Raw genomic sequence first — 17,320 nt, 5'->3', positions numbered from 1 at the left:
TCTCTGATGTCAGGGCGTTATTTTACGAGGCATCCGCGATGCGGGCTTGACCGGTGGTCAGGCGCTCCAGCAACTGCTGCCACTCGCCGCACAGGGTGTCGGCATCGAAGCGCGCGGCATTGTCGCGTGCCAGCAGGGACATCTCGCTGCGACGAGCCTCATCCGTGATCAGGTCACGGATCTCGCGCGCCAGAGCCTCATCGTCCTCGACATCCACCAGCACGCCACTGCCGCCGGCCAGGATTTCGGCAGGCCCGGTCTCACAATCTGTCGAGACCACCGGCAAGCCAAAGGATTGCGCTTCCAGCAGGGTCATCGGCAGCCCCTCCCAGCGTGAGCTCATCACGTACAGCGCCGCCCGCTGATACTCCTTTTCCACCTGTGAGGTGCGGCCCACGAAGACGACGCTGTCACTCAGGCCCAATGTCCAGGCCTGGGCCTTGAGGTCATTTTCATCCTCGCCCCAACCGACGATGCGCAGCCGCCAGTCAGGGTGGGCCGACACGACCTTGTGCCAGGCATTCAGCAGCACATCGAAGCCCTTCTGCTCCGTCAGTCGCCCGACAGCCAGCACGGTACGCGACGCTGTGCTCTCTTCGCTGGGCCTGGGGAAGTGCGGTACCGGATTCCAGATCGCGCCGACCTTGTCGCGGATGCGGTAGCGCGCTCGCCAGGCCTCGGCGTCCCGCTCGGTGAGCACCACGATGGCGTCGGCCAGGCGCACGGCGGTCGAGCGCCCCACCGAACGCAGGCGTGAACCATGATCGGTGGCGAGGTTGAAATGCTCCCAGCAGATGATCCGGGCGCGCTGGAACGGAGCCCACGGCGCACAGAAGGCGAACAGGATCGAATCCACCAGCACCACGACATCAGCCTGTTGGTGACGGACCTTGGCCAGCAGCGCCGAACTGATGCCCAGCGAACGCCGGGCCCCGCCTCTGGCTTCCTTCAGATTCAGGTAACAGGTCGTGATGCTGGTCTCCAGGGCAAACGAGCTGGTCGCTGGCCCGAACAGACTCGCGATCATCACCTCATGACCCGAGCGCGCCAGTCCGCTGGCGATTTCGCATGTGACACGTTCCGTGCCTCCGTCACTGGAAAGATTACCGACGACAAACAGAATCTTCATTGGCTCATGCGCTCCACAGGGAAATGCTCGCCGCGAGGCACCCGACAGCAGACGAGATATCGCCTTGCTTGATCGAAATGCCCGACTGCGGCGCAGAAAAAACCCGCCACCGACGAGGGTCGATGGCGGGAGATAGGGGGAAAGACATGAAGCGGTGCGACCTGGCCCAGCACGCTAATGCAGAAGCCAGTGCAGGCATGGTCGCGCAAAACTACTGAAAGCAAGACGACCGGCGGGCCACACGACATGACAGCTTCATGGAGAAAGATGCCTCAGGCACCTTTTCGGAAAGCCAGTACGTCGGAAAGACAGCACGTCCAGAAAGACAACGCGTCAGCAGGACAGCGCGTCAGCAGGAAACACGGCAATAGGAGCGTGCGTGGTAAGCCGACACGGGGAGCTAGCACGGAAAGCAAGCTCGAGAAGCGAGTTCGAAATCGAGTTCGAAATCGAGAGTGGCAAGCGGTCTGAGCGCTGAACGAGCACTGCCAAGCAGCATGCGAGAGGCCAGCTCAACGCGCCCTGCTCACCCCCGCCTTCTGAGAAGCACGCTTGTCCTGAATCGGGGTGGGCGTACAACGCGCGCCGTGGCATGGGTGATGACGAGCCAGATCCACTGCCGGCGCGCCAGGTTCATCTCAATCGCTCAATGCTGGCACCTGGAGACAGGATCAGCGGTCAGCAATCGGGTGAGACGATTCAGCGTCCTGCTTGCTCGTCCGGCTGGCAGTGATGGCTTCAGTCGAGACGCGATGGATGATGCCGCAATCTTCACAGTGATAGAGCGGCGCCTTGCCGGCCAGTCGCTGCCACCAATGGCGTTTTACGCGATGTACGCTGGCGCCCCCGCATTGGGCGCAGAAACGATATCCACTCATGACGACATTCTGCTCTCTGTTGATGGTATTCACGGGCATCCTTCCCTTTGATAACGATCGATCGCGTTCCAGCGAGACGGCCTGTTCAGCGACACCCGGTGTGTCATTGCAAGAAGAAGCACTGTCCCGACCGATTGAGCTCTCCAGGCAGGCGCCTGTCACTCTCACTCGCGGGGCCATTATGCGCGTTAAATCCAGCAGCAGTTCCTGATATTTGCCCAACCGTCGAGAACGATTTTCTTCATCTTCCTGACGAAAATCCAACGGTGTCAATATGTTAGCGTCCTACCTCACGCAGTAGCGAGTACTGACTTACGCAACTCGATATCCAGTGTGTGCTGCAGACAGCCCAGGTAGGCACGCACCACGATCTGCTGATCGAATTCACGCTCGATACGCACGCGTGCCGCCTGCCCCGCCTCCATCAACGCCGCGTGCGGCATGTCCAGACAGCCCTGCATCTGCTGCTCCAGGGACTCGGCATCGGCCGCTTCGCACAGCCATCCGGTAACGCCCGGTTTGACTGAGCTGCGACAGCCCGGCACATCACTGACGATCGCCGGACGTCCCATCGAGGCTGCCTCCAACACCGTGCGCGGCATGCCTTCCCGGTACGACGGCAGCACCAGCACATTGGCCTCGGCCAGGAAGGGGCGCACATCCCGCTGTTCGCCCAGGTAGTGCAATATGCCGCGCTCGCGCCAGGCCGCGATTTCCTCATCGCTGATCGCGGTGCGATTGCTGATTCCCGACGGGCCGATCAACCAGAAGCGTGCCTGCGGATAACGCTCATGCAGACGCTCGGCCGCCGTCACGTATTCCCGTACTCCCTTGTCGCCGATCAGGCGTGCGACCATCACGAAGGTCAGCGGTGGCGTCTGCGGCTGCGGGGCAAAGGCGAAGCGTTGCGGGTCGATACCGGCGCCGGGCAGCACGACAGACGGTGTGGACTTCTGCAGCCCGAGGCGCATGAACAGACGCTGGTCATCGCGGTTCTCGAAGAACACGCAACGCGCGCCACGGTTGGCGAAGCCATACAGCGCCCGTACCCGACGAAACAGCCAGCTGTCATGTATGAAGGCGGTGCCCAGCCCCGAGACGTTGTTGGTGTAAGGAATCTTGAGCAGCCGACAGGCCAGCCCCGAATAGACATTGGCCTTGATGGTGAAGTTGAGAACATAGCGTGGCTTGAGTTTCAGCAATGTCCCCAACAATGCCAGCAGACTCTTGCCCTCGCCGATCAGCGAGGTGCCCTTGCCTTCCATGCCCAGCGCACGATGCTCGACCTTGAGCTCGTTCACCAGGTACTCGCTATGCGCATCGGTGGGTGCAAGGCATACCACGCGATACCCCGAGTCACGCAGCCCTTCGATGACGCCGCGATGGAAGTTGTAGAGAAAGAACGACGAGTTGGAGACCAGCACCACCGTGGAGGGCTGTGCGTCACGTGTTGGCATGGGGCATTCCTTGCGTGTCATGCGAAGAAGAACATGCGCGAGCTTGAGCCCGCGCGACCGGCAGCATCCCGAAGAGAGGCCATCGACAAGAGAAACCATCGACAAGAGAGACGATCGAGCAGCGACACCAGCGCGAAAGGAAGGGCGTCGTGGCCCAGTCCAGCAGCTCGGTCCAGCAGGTCAGTCCAGCAACGCAGGCCGGCGTTGCTGCTGCCACAGCCGCACCAGTCCTGTGTCATGCGCCATGCACACCACATAGATGACCAGGAACGGGAAGCGATAGCGCACCGCGGTGCCGTAGTTGAAGACGACGAGCCCATAGATGGTGAAGGCACCGATCAGATACAGCAGCCAGAAGAGCGTCTTCTCACGCTGGATCTGCCAGCACTTGAGGGTCAGCCAGACAAGGAAGGCGACCACCAGCAGGTTCTCTCCCGACTGGATCAACTGCAGCACATTGGCGGCTTCCCAGGGCAATGGCTTGATCAGGAAATAGAGCGCGCCCTGGATCCCCGTCACCACGAAGTCCCCGAAGCCTTGAATGACTTCCACATCCTCGATCTTGCCGCCATCTTCCAGATACATGGCCGCGCGGAAGAAGTTGATCTGGTCGACCGCCAGCGGATAGATGACCAGCACACTGGCGGCCAGCCCGACCAGCAACCAGCAGAATCGCCTGGTCGACAGGCCCTGACGGCTGACGTCGTAGAGGAGATAGATGCCGAGGAAGATCAGCATGATCAGAGCGTTCTGGAACTTGATGATCCATAACGGCAACAGGAAGATCAGCGCCCACACCGGCCGACGTTCGATGGCCAGCAGGAAGCTGCCGAGCATGAAGCCGGTGACCAGGGTGTCGCGCAGGCTCAGTGAGCTGTAGAGCACCAGGCTCGGGTAGCACAGCACGAAGAGCAATACCGCGTGGGAGATGATGCCGCGGCGAATCAGCACCATCAGTGCGCCGATATAGAGGAACTTGTTGAAGAAGCCCAGGCTGGTGATGGTCTCCGCCAGCGGCAACGGCAACAGCGCCAGAAATCCCGACGAGACCGAGACGGTCAGGGAATGATCCATCGCTCCCCAGTCCATGCTGCGCATGGCCAATACCTGCTCCCAGTAGCGGAACTGGTCCGGCATGTACTCGGCATCGAACAGCACATTGTTCAACAGGTACGGCACCGCACTGCTCAGACTCAGGATGATCGCGACATTGCGCGTTACCCAACCACGCAGAAAGCCCACCATCACCAGTACCAGACAGACAAGCAGGTTGGGCAGGTCGAGCAGAATGTGTTCCATGGAAAGACTTATTCTCGTGCGCCGCTGTTGGCCAGTTCGGCCTGCAGACTGGCGGATGTCATGAGGGGCGCGGACGCGCCGGTATCAGCGCTGGGGGCCTGGCGACTCACCACGCCAGAGGTGTCGAGCGTTGACGAGGACTGCGCGAGGCCAGCCGCAGCTCCCCCGCTGCTGACCTGCCAGCCCCGGGTCGAGAAAGGAGATGCGCCCTCGACCTGGGCTGCCGACAGCATCAACGACAGGCACTGCATCAATTGATGCTCGCTCAGCGCTCCTGTCTCCTCATCAGGGGCCAACGGCAACGTCACGACGCGCGCGGCCTCGATTCCGCCCTCGTGGCGTACCTGGCAGCCGGCTTCATCGCTTTCGACCAGCACCAGTGCCGCATGCGGATACTTGAGCGCCATCCTGCGCCTCAGGCCCCGCGCCTTGCTGCCAGCCGCCACCAGTTCAGTGGCCGGTGTCACGGCATGATGTGCAATCACCGGCACGCGCCAACGGTCCAGACGGCGCGCCTTGAGCGCATTGAGGTTGGCTTCCAGGCCGCTGGACAACAGGACACACGGGCGATGACGCGCCAGATAGCGCGTCAGGGCCAGCACGCCCGTCAACTCAGTGTGCACGCCCAGCTCTACCAGCCGCACCCCATGGGCCAGACCTTCGATCAACTCCTCATGGGCCTGGGGCACGATGAGGTCCACCTCGTGCCCCAGGCGCGTCAGCCCCGCCGCCAACGCCAGCATCTGGCGAGTCTCGAGGGTCATCTGCCGTGCCACGACCAAAAGCGCCATCCGATGCGTCTTCATTGCCACTCCTTCGCCAGTGTTTGCCTTGAGCCAGGCTCGATCGAGTCAATTCACGATGAGCGCCATGCCATCTGCGCATGGCGCTCATCGTCAGCCCCACTTACTTCTCTGCGTTCAGGCCAGTCGCTGATAGACACTGCGCGCCTGGCGGGCCAGCGGCGCCGGCAACCAGGTCACGACCCGGCGCGCCATGCGCTTGAACGTGCACATCAGCACCTGGCCCTTCTTCTGCGCTGACATCGAGGCCCACTCGGGGGTCATCATCTGGTGGGCATCCACGCAGTAGACGGGCCTGCCGGTCATGCGCGTGATGTTGGTGGCCTGCCCCACCTCGCTCTCGATGAACAGGCGACAGCCGGAGTCACGGTAGTAATCCGCCTTGTGGCTCGAATGGCGGTTCTGGCGCAGGCGCTCTTCCTTGCTGGGCAGGTCAAGCATGATCAGGTGGTCATACTCGACACCGTGACGGGCCAGCCAGGCGGTCGTCTCGGGACGATATTTTTCCAGCCGATTGGTGACCAGCGAGTGCACACGGTAGGTCGGGATATGCAGAGGCGCCGCGTTGGTCAGGAAGTCGCGATAGCGCGGGCCGTCATCGTTCTGCTCAGGCGTCGGGTCGAGGCACAGCACACCATCGATATCCAGGCAGCTATCGGCCAGCGCCGGGTGATGGAACAGATTCCACTGGAAGGCACGCGGGTGCTCCAGTTCGACCAGATACATGTCCACCCCCACCACCGGTGCCGGGTTGGCATAGATGACGCAGGTGGTGATGTCACAGGGACATTCTTGCGGAATGCGCGCCAGGGAGGCCTTGAGCGAGGCCCCACTGTTGAAACTGTCATCGACCAACAGCACACGCTGACTTTCCCAGGCGCTCTGCGCCGTACCACGTAGCTTGCGCGTCATTCCCTTGCCGGGCGAGCCGTTGGCGATGAAGGTATCGAGGTCCGTGCAGGCTCGATTGAGCATGGCGCTGATCATGTAGGCCGGCACCATGCCACTGCGCGGGATCCCGACGATCAGATCGAAATTCCCGGCTTGCAGGCGCGGCAACTGCCTGGCGATATCCGAACTCAGATCGGCATAACTGCGATAATTCATGTTGCGGTCCCCTTGCGACTCACGACGGCCCGAGGCCGATATCCTTCGCGCTTTTGTGTGTTGCAGCGCTTTTTTGATGTCATTGACGACGTCCTGTCATCAAACGCTTCTCTCGCCCTCATCTCCCCGATAATCGGGGCATTCAGGCGCTTTTCCGCTTCTGTACTGCGCTGTCGGCTGTCACACGACGGCGACGAGTGCCTGTCAACCTGGTCATCACATCCTGGCGCACGAGGCGCAGCAGCCGACTGCGGTCCATGTGCGAAAGCAGCGCGACCCCCTGGCGGAAGTTGGCCAGGCGCTGCATGGGGCTCGCGGGCGCCATCACGTACTGCTTGAAGTAGTGATAGAGCGGGATATACAGGCTGTCGGAATGCGGCATGTGCCGGGTATTGGCATGAAAGACGTCGATGGCCGAGATCATGTCGCGCTGATAGCGCTGTTCGGCCTCGCTTTCCTGCTGCTGCGATGTCCAGGAGCCCTTGGCATTGCGGCGATAGACACAGGCAGCATCTTCGTAATAGAGAGTCTCGCCTTGCAGTGCCATGTAGGACTGCAGGAAGAAGTCCATGATCGGGGCACCGCGATAGGACGCCATCATCGCGTCGACGGTGGCGTCGACGCGTCGGAAGCTGAAGGCCGGTGACGGAATGGAGGCGCCGCGCAGCCCGATCACCGCCTCGGCAGAGATCTTCTTCACGCTATCGGCATAGCGGCAGATGAGCGAGTGCTCGCCGGTGGCTTCATTGAACTCCAGCGCCGGATGGAAACAGACCGTCGCCTCGGGATAGGCGTCGAACAAGGCGACCTGACGGGCCAGCTTGTCGGGCTTGATCCAGTAATCATCGCCTTCGCAGTAGGCGATGATGTCGCCACGCATCACCGGCATGCAGAAGGTGATCGGCCAGATATGCTGTGAATACTGGTTCACGTCCTGCAGGATCGGCCGCACGATGTTCGGGTAACGGGCCGCATATTCCTCGATGATTTCCCGCGTGCCATCGGTCGAGGCATCGTCATGCACGACGATCTCGAACGCAAAACGCGTACGCTGCATCAAAAAGCCATCCAGCGCCGTGCGAATATAATCGCCATGATTGAAGGCGAAACACATCACCGAGACGCGCGGGGCGCTGAGATCGCCCTCCCACTCCGCCATGATGGCGACTTCCTCGGCAGGCACCGGCGGCACAGGCAAGGGGCCCGACTGCGGTGTGCCATCCATGAGAGGCGTCGCGAGTGCCCGGGCATAGCTCAGTTCTAACATGCAGTATTCCCCACTTTCCGTTGTGAAAGACGCTCCTGGATCCATCCGGCGCCGTATTGCCAGGCCGCGAAGCGCAACCAGCAGGACAGCAACAGATAGGCCGCCCCTGCCAGCAGGCCTGATACCACCAGCACCACCGGCGCCGGCCAGATGGCCAACAGCGCAGGCACGGCCCACCAGGTGGCGCCCGCCACCGCAGCGGAAAGCCACAGAGCCGGCAGGAAGTCGGCCAGCTGCTCGCGGATGCTGTAGTTGATCAACGCCCGCGAGAACCAGGCATTGGGGATGTAGGACACCACCGCCACCACGATCTGGCCGATCAGGATCGCCATCACGCCATGGCGCCAGGTCACCGCCAGCACCGCACAGATCAACACCTTCTTGATGATCTCGAGCCCGAGGAACAGGTCCGAGCGGCCCTTGACCTTGAGCACATTGAGATTGAGCGTGCTCAGGGGATACATGACGGCCGCGATGCACATCAGCTGCAGATAAGGCACCGCCGCAAGCCACCGGCTGGGCAATAGCGTCAGGAACAGCGGCTCGGCCAGCGCCGCCAGCAACAGCATCGCCGGGAACAGCAGATAGACCATGACCTGCAGGATCTGACGATAGGCATTCTTGAGGCGTACCGGGTCCTCCTGGATGCTCGCCAGCGCCGGGAAGGTCACGTTCTGCACCGCCGTCACCAGCTGATTGATCACCAGCTCCTTGAGACGCTCGGCGAAGAAGAACAGTCCCGCCACCGAAGCGGAGAACAGCTTGGCGACCAGCAGTACGTAAAGATTGACGAACACCACATCCAGCATGCGCGACAGGAACATCTTGTAGCCGAAGCGGAACATCGCCTTGAAGGACACCACATCGAATTCCAGTCGTGGCCGCCAGCTCCCCCACCACCACATCAGGGCGGTAGTGACCAGCGCCGCCGTCAACATCTGCCCCACCAGCGCCCAGACCCCGAAGCCCAGCCAGCCCAGCAGCACAGCCACCCCGCCCGACACCACGCTGCCGGGAATGCCAGCCTTCATGCGCGTGCGAAAATCCAGAGCGCGGTTGAGCATCGCGCCCTGAATGACCTCGAAGGAATTGATCAGCACCACGATACCGCCGATACGCACCAGCACGATCAGGCGTGGCTCGGCATAGAAGTCGGCGATCAGGGGGGCGCTGGCATACAGCAGGCCGTAGGCCAGCACCCCGAAGGCGATATTGCTGAAGAAGGCGGTGCTGGCATCACGCGGCCCGAGGGTCGGCATGCGCAGGATGGCCTGTTGAAGACCGGAATCCATCATGGCCGAGGCGATGGTCAGAAAGACCAGCACCATCGCCAGCAACCCGAAATCTTCCGGTACCAGCAGCCGCGCCAGCAGCAGCGTGACCAGACTGGCCATGCCACGCCGCAATAGCTGATCGGAGAAATTCCACAGAATGCCGATGGCGGTCTTGTTGCTCAGTGACACGAGGCGAGGCCTCCCTGAACCGAGTGGGTGGAGACATCGCGCACCAGCGGCCCCGGCACAGAGGCCGTGTCTCCAGCAACATTGCCCGCGGCGCGCAGCAGCTCCGGGCCTTCCGGCAGCAGCTGGTACTCGGCGAGTCTGTCGCGCACCTCGCTCGGTGAACACCACATCAGCATATCGATGATCGACAAGCCGGCGACGAACTCCTCGTGACGCTCTGGGCGGCATATATCTGCCCCCGCCTCGCCACACGAATCACGCGGTGTCTGGCAATAGTCACTCGGCTGGCTTGCGAGGAATGACAGCGTGATGCCATGGGCCGCAAAGGGAGCCGCCTGGTAGAGCTTGCGACCGCCGATGCTGTTGATGTAACCCTTGGCCCCGCGCATCAGTGACATCCCGATCAGGCGGTCCTGGGCCTTGAGGCTGCGGTCGTGCTCAAGCTCGCTGGTGAGCAGAAAGCGACACTCCAGCCCCAGGTAGTCACACACCCGTTCGAAGCTGTACTTGCACAGCGCCCCGATGCGGCGGTCTTCATGCTGGAACACCGACTGCAGCAGCGGCATGACCTGTGCGTAATACGGTGCCCTGGCATAGGCGTGATGCAGCGTGGTCAGCAGGCTGTCAGGTGTCGGGCCGAAGACGAGCTCGCAGATCAGGCGGTTGGGCGATGCCTTGGGCACCGACAGCGTGAAGCGATGCGCCCTGCCGCCCAGCAGCACATTGTTGCGATTGATATAGCCACGCGGAATGAAGGCGACATCGTCATAGACGAGAAACTCGTCACAGGCATGCATCAGCTGGAAATAGCCGATATGCGGGAATAGATAGGGCTGCATGATCGCGATGTTCATGATCAGGCGGCCTTGACGTGGCGATTGACGATGATGCGCACCGCCCCGAGGATCTCGCTGACCTCAAGGCCCGAGTAGAGCGGCAGACACAGGATACGACTGGCGATATCGGTGGAATGCACGATCTGCGGGGTGATGACATCCTCGTCCTGCAATTCGGCGGCGGGCCGCCCGAGGAAGGACAGCGATTCCAGTGACGGGCAGAAGTAACGTCGAGCCAGATAGCCTTCCTGCTGCAGGCGCTGCATGACCTCGAGGAGCATGCTTTCGCTTTCGAGGATGATCGGGAAGTAGGCGTAATTCAGGCTGGCGCCGGTCTGGCGGGTCTGCAGCTGGACATTGCCGCGCAGCGCCTGGGCATAGGCATGCCAGACAAGCGCCCGGCTCTCCAGATTGCCTTCGATCTCATCCAGCACGCACAGCCCCATCGCCGCCTGGAACTCGTTCATCTTGGCGTTGATGCCCAGCTCCTCGATGCACTCCGGGCCGGTGATGCCGAAGTTGATCAATTTGCGGGCACGCTCCAGATCTTCCTTGCGCTTGAAGATGATCGCGCCGCCTTCGATGCTGTGGAACAGCTTGGTGGCGTGGAAGCTCAGGGTGCTGGCATCGCCATGTGACAGCAGGCTGTTGCCGCGATAGGTCACGCCGAAGGCGTGAGCACCGTCATAGATGACCTTCAGATCATGCGCCGCGCCCAGCGCATCGATGGCCTCGACATCACAGGCATTGCCGAACACGTGCACCGGCACGATGGCACGGGTGCGTGGCGTGATGGCCGACTCGATGCGCGCCGGGTCCAGACACAGGGTGTCGGGGTCGATATCCGTGAACACCGGCTGCATGCCCTCCCACTTCAGGCTGCTGGCGGTGGCGATGAAGGTGAAGGGCGTGGTGATGACCTCCGCCGATTCGTACTGGCCCGGCATCTGGGCGATGCCCAGCGCGCGATAGGCGATCTGCAGCGCCAGGGTGCCATTGCTGACCAGCAGCAGGTTCTCGACACCCAGATAGGTTTCCAGACGGCGAGTGAGCTCCTGCTCGAGCGGGCCGTGGTTGGTCAACCAGCGCCCCTCGAAGATGGAATCCACATAGCGGTCGAAATTCTCCCGCTCCGGGAAGTAGGGACGCGTCACCGTGATCATGATATCGACTCCTTTCGTACATCAGATGAAGGTTGGCTCTGACAGCAGACGAGTGCCCGGTGCAGCGAGTCGCTGCCGAGTCCCTCTGGCAGCGACTCGCGACACGTTTCAAAGCAAAACCGCGCACTCGCCTGCGCATACGCTCGTCTACAGACATCTACAGATAGTGAAGACCCGCTCAGCGCGAGCCGTTGCCGCTGATCACGATCTTGATGGTGCGGATCACCACCAGCAGATCGAGCCAGAAGGAAAAATGCTTGATGTAGAAGAAGTCGTATTCCAGCTTGCGGATCATGCCTTCCACTTCAGCGGCGTAACCCTGCTCGACCTGCGCCCAGCCGGTGATGCCCGGGCGCACGACATGGCGGTAGTGGAAGAACGGCACGTCCTTGCGATACCAGTCGGCCAGATTCATCGACTCGGGGCGCGGGCCGATCAGGCTCATGTCGCCCTTGAGCACATTGAACAGCTGGGGCAGCTCATCGAGACGACACTTGCGGATGAAGCGCCCGACTCGCGTGATGCGTGGGTCACTGCCTTCCTGGGTGAAGCCCGCGCCCTTCATGCCGTCGTACATGCTGCGGAACTTGTAGACGGTGAAGGGGCGGCAGTGAAAGCCCATGCGCGGCTGGCGGAAGATCACCGGCCCGGGGCTGTCGAGGCGGATCGCCAGCGCCGTCAGCAACATGACGGGCGCCAGCAGCGGCAGCATGAGGGCGGCGACGGTGAAGTCCATCCAGCGCTTGATGACCTCATAGTCTTCCCGCGGCGTCAGCGAGCCGAACTCGTTGGCGTAGAGGTGATCCAGCAGCACGCGACCGGTGATCATCTCGTGGGCATGGGTCGCGTGATAGACCGGGATACGGTGGATGGTGCAGTCGGCCAGGAAGCTCTCCCACTCGCTGGGCAGCTCACCGCGCAGGTCCGCCACCACGCCGTCGATACGCGGCAGACCGACCAGGTCCGGCCCGCGCAACGACAGCCACTCGACGCCCGGGCGAGTGCACAGACCCGGTGCCTTGCCGTAGGGCACCACCGCGAAGCGCATCCGGCGCAGTCGGGTGTCGATGTAGTAGTAGGCCGTGCACAGGCTCACCGCGAGCAGGAAGGACAGGCCGACCTGGTGACGCGAATACTCAAGTCCCAGCACGCCCAGCACCATCATCAAGGTCAGATAGGAGATGACGATCGCCGGCACAACATAGAGGTAGGAGCGCGTGCCCGGCAGGCGGGACAGGCGGTTGACAGCCGTCACCGACAGGGTGTACGCCACGCCGGTGCCCAGCAGGGCATGCCACTGATCATCGCTGGTCAGCCACCAGTGGGTGTCGCCCTGCACCAGCTGGTTCAACCCTGCCTGGTACAGTGCCGGCGCGATGACCACCACCAGCATCCCGAAGATCAGCTGCAATCGCTTGCTGGCCAGCAAGCGCTCGTAGTGATGCGAGTAACGCCGCTGGTGCTCCATCGACAAGGGTATACCGCTCATCGTGCTTACCTCCTCCGTGATTCAAGCGTCATGAGAGCTGCCAAGCGAGACGATGTCAGGCGTAGCTGTAGTTGTAATAGCCGTAGCCATGCTTGTCGCCAGCTTGCGGTTCGATGGCATTCAGGATGGCGCCCTTGACGTGAATGCCGTTGTTCTCGAGCTTCTTGCGCGCATGCTCGAGTTCGCGTACCTGGTTCATGCCAAAGCGCGCCACCATCAGACTGGCGCCGACGTGACGACCGATGATCAGCGCTTCGGTCACGGCCAGTACCGGCGGCGTGTCGATGATGATCAGGTCGTAACGCTCACCGAGTTGTTCCAGCAGCTCGGCGAAATTGGGCTGCATCAGCAGCTCCGACGGGTTGGGCGGCGCGACGCCACGGCCCAGGAAATCAAGATTGTCGATGCGCGAGTGATACAGCACGCTGTCCAGCGGACTGGCACCGCTGAGCACATCCGACAGACCGCCCTGCTCGGAGGTACGCTGGAAGGCGTGATGCAGGTGACCACGACGCATGTCGGCATCGATCAGCAGCACGCGCTGGCCGGCCTCGGCGCTCACCGCCGCCAGATTGAGACTGACGAAGCTCTTGCCGATGCCCGGGCTCGGCCCGGTGAACATCACCGACTTGCGGCGATTGTCGAGCAGCGCGAAGTGCAGGCTGGTGCGCAGGCTGCGCAGGGCCTCGATACTGATGTCCGACGGCTGGGAGGTGGCCAGCACCCCCTGATAGATCTCGCGACCGCCCTTCTCGCCCTTGAGACGCACGCGGCGCATCATGTTGTGCTGCTGCGGGGAGAGCGGCACCGTGGCATAGACGGGCAGGTCCAGCGCCTCGATCTGCTCGGCAGTGTCGATGCCCTTGCGCATCGCATGCCGCAGCAGCGCGGCCAGCGTGCCCAGCATCAGGCCGATCATGCAGAACACGGCCAGCATCAGGGACGTCTTCGGCGAGATGGGCACTGGCTGCAGCACCGCCGGGTCCAGGATGCGCACGTTGCCGACGGTGCCGGCCTTCTTGAGACGCACTTCCTCACGCTTGTTGAGCAGCGCGACATAGATTTCCTGGCTGACGGTGACGTTGCGATTCAGATTGAGTGCCTCGCGCTGGGCGGCCGGCAGCTGCTCGGCCTGCTTCTGCACGCGCGCCTTCTCCTGATTGAGCGAATCACGACGTGCCACCAGCGCCCGATAGGCCGGGTGCTCGCTGGTATAGGCACGGGACAGCTCGGCCAGGCGCAGCTTGATCTCGGTCAGCTGATTGTCCAGTCCGACGAGATTCTCCATCACCTGCTGACTCTCGGCGGTCAGATCGACCGAGTCGCGACGGCGGCGATAGTCGTTGAGTGCCGATTCGGCCTCATCGAGCTGGCCACGCAGCGTCGGGATCTGGTCGCCCAGAAAGCCGAGCTGATTGTCCGCCTCGGCGGATTCCCGCTCGATGTTCTGCTGCAGGAAGACATTGGTGATGGTGTCCAGGGTGTTGACGATGGCGGTCTGGTCACTGCCGGACAGGCTCAGCGTGACCACCCCGGTGTCGGTGCCATTGCGCACGGCGGTGAAGCGCGACTTGAGCGAGTTGATGGCGCTCAGGTCCGAGATGCTGGTCAGCGTGAAGCGTGCCCCCGGCTCGGCTGACAACTCACGCACGAAGACCTTGATGCCCTCCGCCAGCGCGTTCTCGCCCACCTTGCCATCGACGATCGCCTGCCCCTCGGCATCCCGCAGGCGGTAGCGCTCATCGCCCAGGGCCTCGAGCGTCAGCGTCTGCTGTTGCCACGGGCCACTCAGCTCGAGCGTGGTGACCTTGAGGGTGTCATCGCCCCAGGCGTAATCCTGCCCGCCGAGGCTTGCCGGCAGGCGCAGGTGGCGATTGGAGAGCCAGTCGCCGATGACCGGGTAGCGCACCGGAGAGACCACGATATTGAGGCGCTCACGCTCCACGGCCTGCCCCAGTACCAGTCGTGAGGCGAGAATTTCCAGCTCATCGCTGGTGCTGCTCTCATCGCTGCCGGTCGCCTGACCGGCCAGCGGCCCCAGCAGGCTGGCGCTGCCGCCCTTGTCCTCGATCTGGATCAGGGAATCGGCCAGGTAGATGCGTTGCTGACTGCCGACGAGATAGATGCCCAGGAGAGTGAACAGCAGCGTGCTGCCGATCAGCCACCAGCGTCGATGCCAGAGCAAGGCGAGGATGGTGCTGAAATCGAGTCGGCGCGTGGTGTCCTTGCCAGGCTGTGCAGAAGAGGATGGCATGGGAGAGGTGTACTGATTCATGACGCCGCCTTGAGTAAGCGATTCAGGCCCGGCAGGCAGGTGATACGGCAGGTCGCGACGCGACCTGCCATGCGGGAGTGGGACATGACCTCAATCCTCGATGTCATCGATGACCGAGACGAAGGCCCCGGTGCTGGTCACGGATGGCAGCAGCTGGCTCAGCACACGGTTCCATCGGCTGACCGGCGCGGCGGTCACGTAGACCACATCACGCGGTTGCAGCGGGAAGCGCGCGCCCAGCATCAACGAGGTCGCATCCGAGATATCGAGAATGAAGACCGTGGCCAGCTTGTCGGACTCCGGCGAATTTTCACGCACCACGAAGATGCCTGACGGATTGGCGCGATCCTCATCGACCCCACCGGCTCGCGACAGCGCATCGGTGAGACTCAGACGTTCATTGCCCACCGGCATGTTGCCGGGCTTGAGCACCTGACCGAGCACGAAGACATTCTGGTCTTCCGCCACCGGCACATTGATCACGTCACCGTCCTTGAGCAGACGGTTCTGACGCATGTCGCCCTGCTGCAGCAGCTGATAGAGACTCAGGTGCTCCTGCTGGCCGTCGCGCGTCAGCGTGATGTCGTGGGTGTTGGCCAGTGCGGTGACTCCGCCGCTGGCACTGATGGCATCGATCAGGGTCAGCGGAACATCCGTGACCGGCACGAAGCCGGGTTCGGTCACGGCGCCACTCAGATAGACGCGCTTGGAGCGGAATTGCGCCACCGAGACATTGACCTGCGGCTCGGTAATGTAACGGGACAGCCCCGCGACCAGCGCGGCGCGCACCTCATCCACCGTCATGTCGCGAATGTTGATACGCCCGACATAGGGGTAGAACAGCGTGCCATCCGGCTGGACGATGTAGGTCAGTGCCTCGACCGTCTGACGCTGCACACCGCTTTCCTGCGCCAGGTCCAGCGGCGTGCTCAAGTTGATGGCCAGAATGTCGCCGCCGCCCACGCGGTAGACGTACTGCTTGATGTCATCGACCAGCTCTGGCGGCGCGGGAGCGGTCTGGGCGGGGCGTGCGCGATAGTTGGAGATCAGCCCGGGGGTGATCGGCGTGACTTCCACCTGGTCGGTCAGCGGCGCGACCTCGGCTTCATAATCCATATGCCCACCGGGTGCGAAGGCACACCCGCTCATCGCCAATACCACGGCGGCAAATGAGAACGCCCGGAGCGTCGTTCTGACCGGTATATCCATATCCTGTCTCTTCCCCTGTGATCCTGACCGCTACCGCCAGGCGCTGTTTCGGCACGCTACCGCCCCGAGGAACTGGCGTTCTCCCCTGCTGCCGATAGCGGCGCCCTGTTGGCGTACATGTCATCTGTCATGGAGTGGTCACGCCTGCCCTTCGATACCCCTGCGATATCCGCGGACACACGTCAGGCATGTGTCCATGACACATGCCCATGACCGAACTCCGAAATGGAACGTTTATTAGTATTTTAGTAATTCACTACCAGTCATCTAACACACGAGACATATTGCATTGATCGACTTTCTCATCAATCAAGACAACATGACTCATTTGATTAACCGATACTTATAAGATTGATCGCGCAAACATCACTGATTACTTCTTTCTTGCACTTTTATTGACATTTCTTCTCAAGCGACTCGTTGCTTGAACCTGTCAGGAGCGACTGTCGACGGAAGGTTCGTGCAGCCCCTTCACGCAGGCGAGATCTGTCGATCTCGTTGGCGAGTCAGCTGGCACGGCAGCGTCAGAACGGGATGAGAATTCATGCCCGCATGCATTCCATGGAGAGGTGCGATGATTGAAGTGCAACGCTCGATCGCCCGGATGCGCCTGCGCCATCTGCCCGACCTGGCAGGTAACGCGCGACCTCGAATGAGACGATCGCCCAATGCCCTTGAGGCAAGGGACACGCCGCTGGCGCGCATGGCACCTGCGGCTTCGCCAATCACGCCCAGCACATCAAATCCATTCAATACAATAAGTTACTGACATTATCTGCCTGAGCTGACGCACTATCCTGTACGTCTTGTGGCAAGCTCGGGTCTGACTGACCACTCGGCGGCAATGACCCCGACTCCAGACTCACTCCCGGGTCTCGATGCCTTCTCATGAGGCATTTCGCCGTACCCGAAGTCGCACACTGGAGCGATGCCTCTACCCGCCTG

General features: G+C 62.0%; 13 protein-coding genes. All 13 read right to left on the bottom strand.

Going from position 1 to position 17,320, the window contains the following annotated elements; genetic code table 11:
• Positions 1-22: 22 nt before the first annotated feature.
• Positions 23-1,129, bottom strand: coding sequence for a glycosyltransferase family 4 protein (locus tag QQF40_RS12710; protein WP_285461547.1), 1,107 nt, complete (start codon positions 1,127-1,129; stop codon positions 23-25).
• Positions 1,130-1,800: 671 nt separating this feature from the next.
• Positions 1,801-2,280 (bottom strand): hypothetical protein, encoded by a 480-nt coding sequence (locus QQF40_RS12705; protein ID WP_285461546.1) that lies wholly within the window; start codon positions 2,278-2,280, stop codon positions 1,801-1,803.
• 17 nt (positions 2,281-2,297) lie between these two features.
• Complete coding sequence (locus QQF40_RS12700; protein ID WP_285461545.1) at positions 2,298-3,464, bottom strand: glycosyltransferase family 4 protein; 1,167 nt, start codon at positions 3,462-3,464, stop codon at positions 2,298-2,300.
• Positions 3,465-3,644: 180 nt separating this feature from the next.
• Positions 3,645-4,763, bottom strand: a complete 1,119-nt coding sequence (locus QQF40_RS12695) for a hypothetical protein (protein ID WP_285461544.1) — start codon at positions 4,761-4,763, stop codon at positions 3,645-3,647.
• 8 nt (positions 4,764-4,771) lie between these two features.
• A complete protein-coding gene (locus tag QQF40_RS12690; protein ID WP_285461543.1) occupies positions 4,772-5,569 on the bottom strand; it encodes a glycosyltransferase family 4 protein in 798 nt (265 codons plus the stop codon).
• 114 nt (positions 5,570-5,683) lie between these two features.
• Positions 5,684-6,673, bottom strand: a complete 990-nt coding sequence (locus QQF40_RS12685) for a phosphoribosyltransferase family protein (RefSeq protein WP_285461542.1) — start codon at positions 6,671-6,673, stop codon at positions 5,684-5,686.
• Between the two features lie 142 nt (positions 6,674-6,815).
• Positions 6,816-7,940 carry a glycosyltransferase family 2 protein gene (locus QQF40_RS12680; RefSeq protein ID WP_285461541.1) on the bottom strand — a complete coding sequence of 375 codons (1,125 nt, stop codon included), beginning with the start codon at positions 7,938-7,940 and terminating at the stop codon, positions 6,816-6,818.
• Positions 7,934-9,403, bottom strand: coding sequence for a lipopolysaccharide biosynthesis protein (locus QQF40_RS12675; protein WP_285461540.1), 1,470 nt, complete (start codon positions 9,401-9,403; stop codon positions 7,934-7,936). Before QQF40_RS12675 ends, QQF40_RS12680 begins: the two co-directional genes overlap by 7 nt.
• Positions 9,394-10,257, bottom strand: a complete 864-nt coding sequence (locus QQF40_RS12670) for a WbqC family protein (RefSeq protein ID WP_175089497.1) — start codon at positions 10,255-10,257, stop codon at positions 9,394-9,396. Before QQF40_RS12670 ends, QQF40_RS12675 begins: the two co-directional genes overlap by 10 nt.
• A 2-nt stretch (positions 10,258-10,259) precedes the next feature.
• Positions 10,260-11,402 carry a DegT/DnrJ/EryC1/StrS family aminotransferase gene (locus tag QQF40_RS12665; RefSeq protein ID WP_285461538.1) on the bottom strand — a complete coding sequence of 381 codons (1,143 nt, stop codon included), beginning with the start codon at positions 11,400-11,402 and terminating at the stop codon, positions 10,260-10,262.
• A 178-nt stretch (positions 11,403-11,580) separates the two neighbouring features.
• Complete coding sequence (locus QQF40_RS12660; RefSeq protein WP_285461537.1) at positions 11,581-12,891, bottom strand: exopolysaccharide biosynthesis polyprenyl glycosylphosphotransferase; 1,311 nt, start codon at positions 12,889-12,891, stop codon at positions 11,581-11,583.
• A 55-nt stretch (positions 12,892-12,946) separates the two neighbouring features.
• On the bottom strand, positions 12,947-15,166 hold the full coding sequence (locus tag QQF40_RS12655; protein WP_175089494.1) for a polysaccharide biosynthesis tyrosine autokinase: 2,220 nt from the start codon (positions 15,164-15,166) through the stop codon (positions 12,947-12,949).
• A gap of 90 nt (positions 15,167-15,256) precedes the next feature.
• Complete coding sequence (locus tag QQF40_RS12650; protein ID WP_285461536.1) at positions 15,257-16,375, bottom strand: polysaccharide export protein; 1,119 nt, start codon at positions 16,373-16,375, stop codon at positions 15,257-15,259.
• Positions 16,376-17,320: the final 945 nt, after the last annotated feature.

Source organism: Cobetia sp. LC6, from assembly GCF_030264805.1.
GTDB lineage: Bacteria > Pseudomonadota > Gammaproteobacteria > Pseudomonadales > Halomonadaceae > Cobetia.
This window is presented reverse-complemented; position numbering and strand designations above follow the sequence as displayed.

Bases quoted from the DNA above. Each gene is read 5' to 3' on its own strand.
- QQF40_RS12710 (WP_285461547.1), bottom strand. From the start codon at position 1,129: ATGAAGATTCTGTTTGTCGTCGGTAATCTTTCCAGTGACGGAGGCACG.
- QQF40_RS12700 (WP_285461545.1), bottom strand. From the start codon at position 3,464: ATGCCAACACGTGACGCACAGCCCTCCACGGTGGTGCTGGTCTCCAAC.
- QQF40_RS12695 (WP_285461544.1), bottom strand. From the start codon at position 4,763: ATGGAACACATTCTGCTCGACCTGCCCAACCTGCTTGTCTGTCTGGTA.
- QQF40_RS12690 (WP_285461543.1), bottom strand. From the start codon at position 5,569: ATGAAGACGCATCGGATGGCGCTTTTGGTCGTGGCACGGCAGATGACC.
- QQF40_RS12685 (WP_285461542.1), bottom strand. From the start codon at position 6,673: ATGAATTATCGCAGTTATGCCGATCTGAGTTCGGATATCGCCAGGCAG.
- QQF40_RS12680 (WP_285461541.1), bottom strand. From the start codon at position 7,940: ATGTTAGAACTGAGCTATGCCCGGGCACTCGCGACGCCTCTCATGGAT.
- QQF40_RS12670 (WP_175089497.1), bottom strand. From the start codon at position 10,257: ATGAACATCGCGATCATGCAGCCCTATCTATTCCCGCATATCGGCTAT.
- QQF40_RS12665 (WP_285461538.1), bottom strand. From the start codon at position 11,402: ATGATCACGGTGACGCGTCCCTACTTCCCGGAGCGGGAGAATTTCGAC.
- QQF40_RS12660 (WP_285461537.1), bottom strand. From the start codon at position 12,891: ATGAGCGGTATACCCTTGTCGATGGAGCACCAGCGGCGTTACTCGCAT.
- QQF40_RS12655 (WP_175089494.1), bottom strand. From the start codon at position 15,166: ATGAATCAGTACACCTCTCCCATGCCATCCTCTTCTGCACAGCCTGGC.
- QQF40_RS12650 (WP_285461536.1), bottom strand. From the start codon at position 16,375: ATGGATATACCGGTCAGAACGACGCTCCGGGCGTTCTCATTTGCCGCC.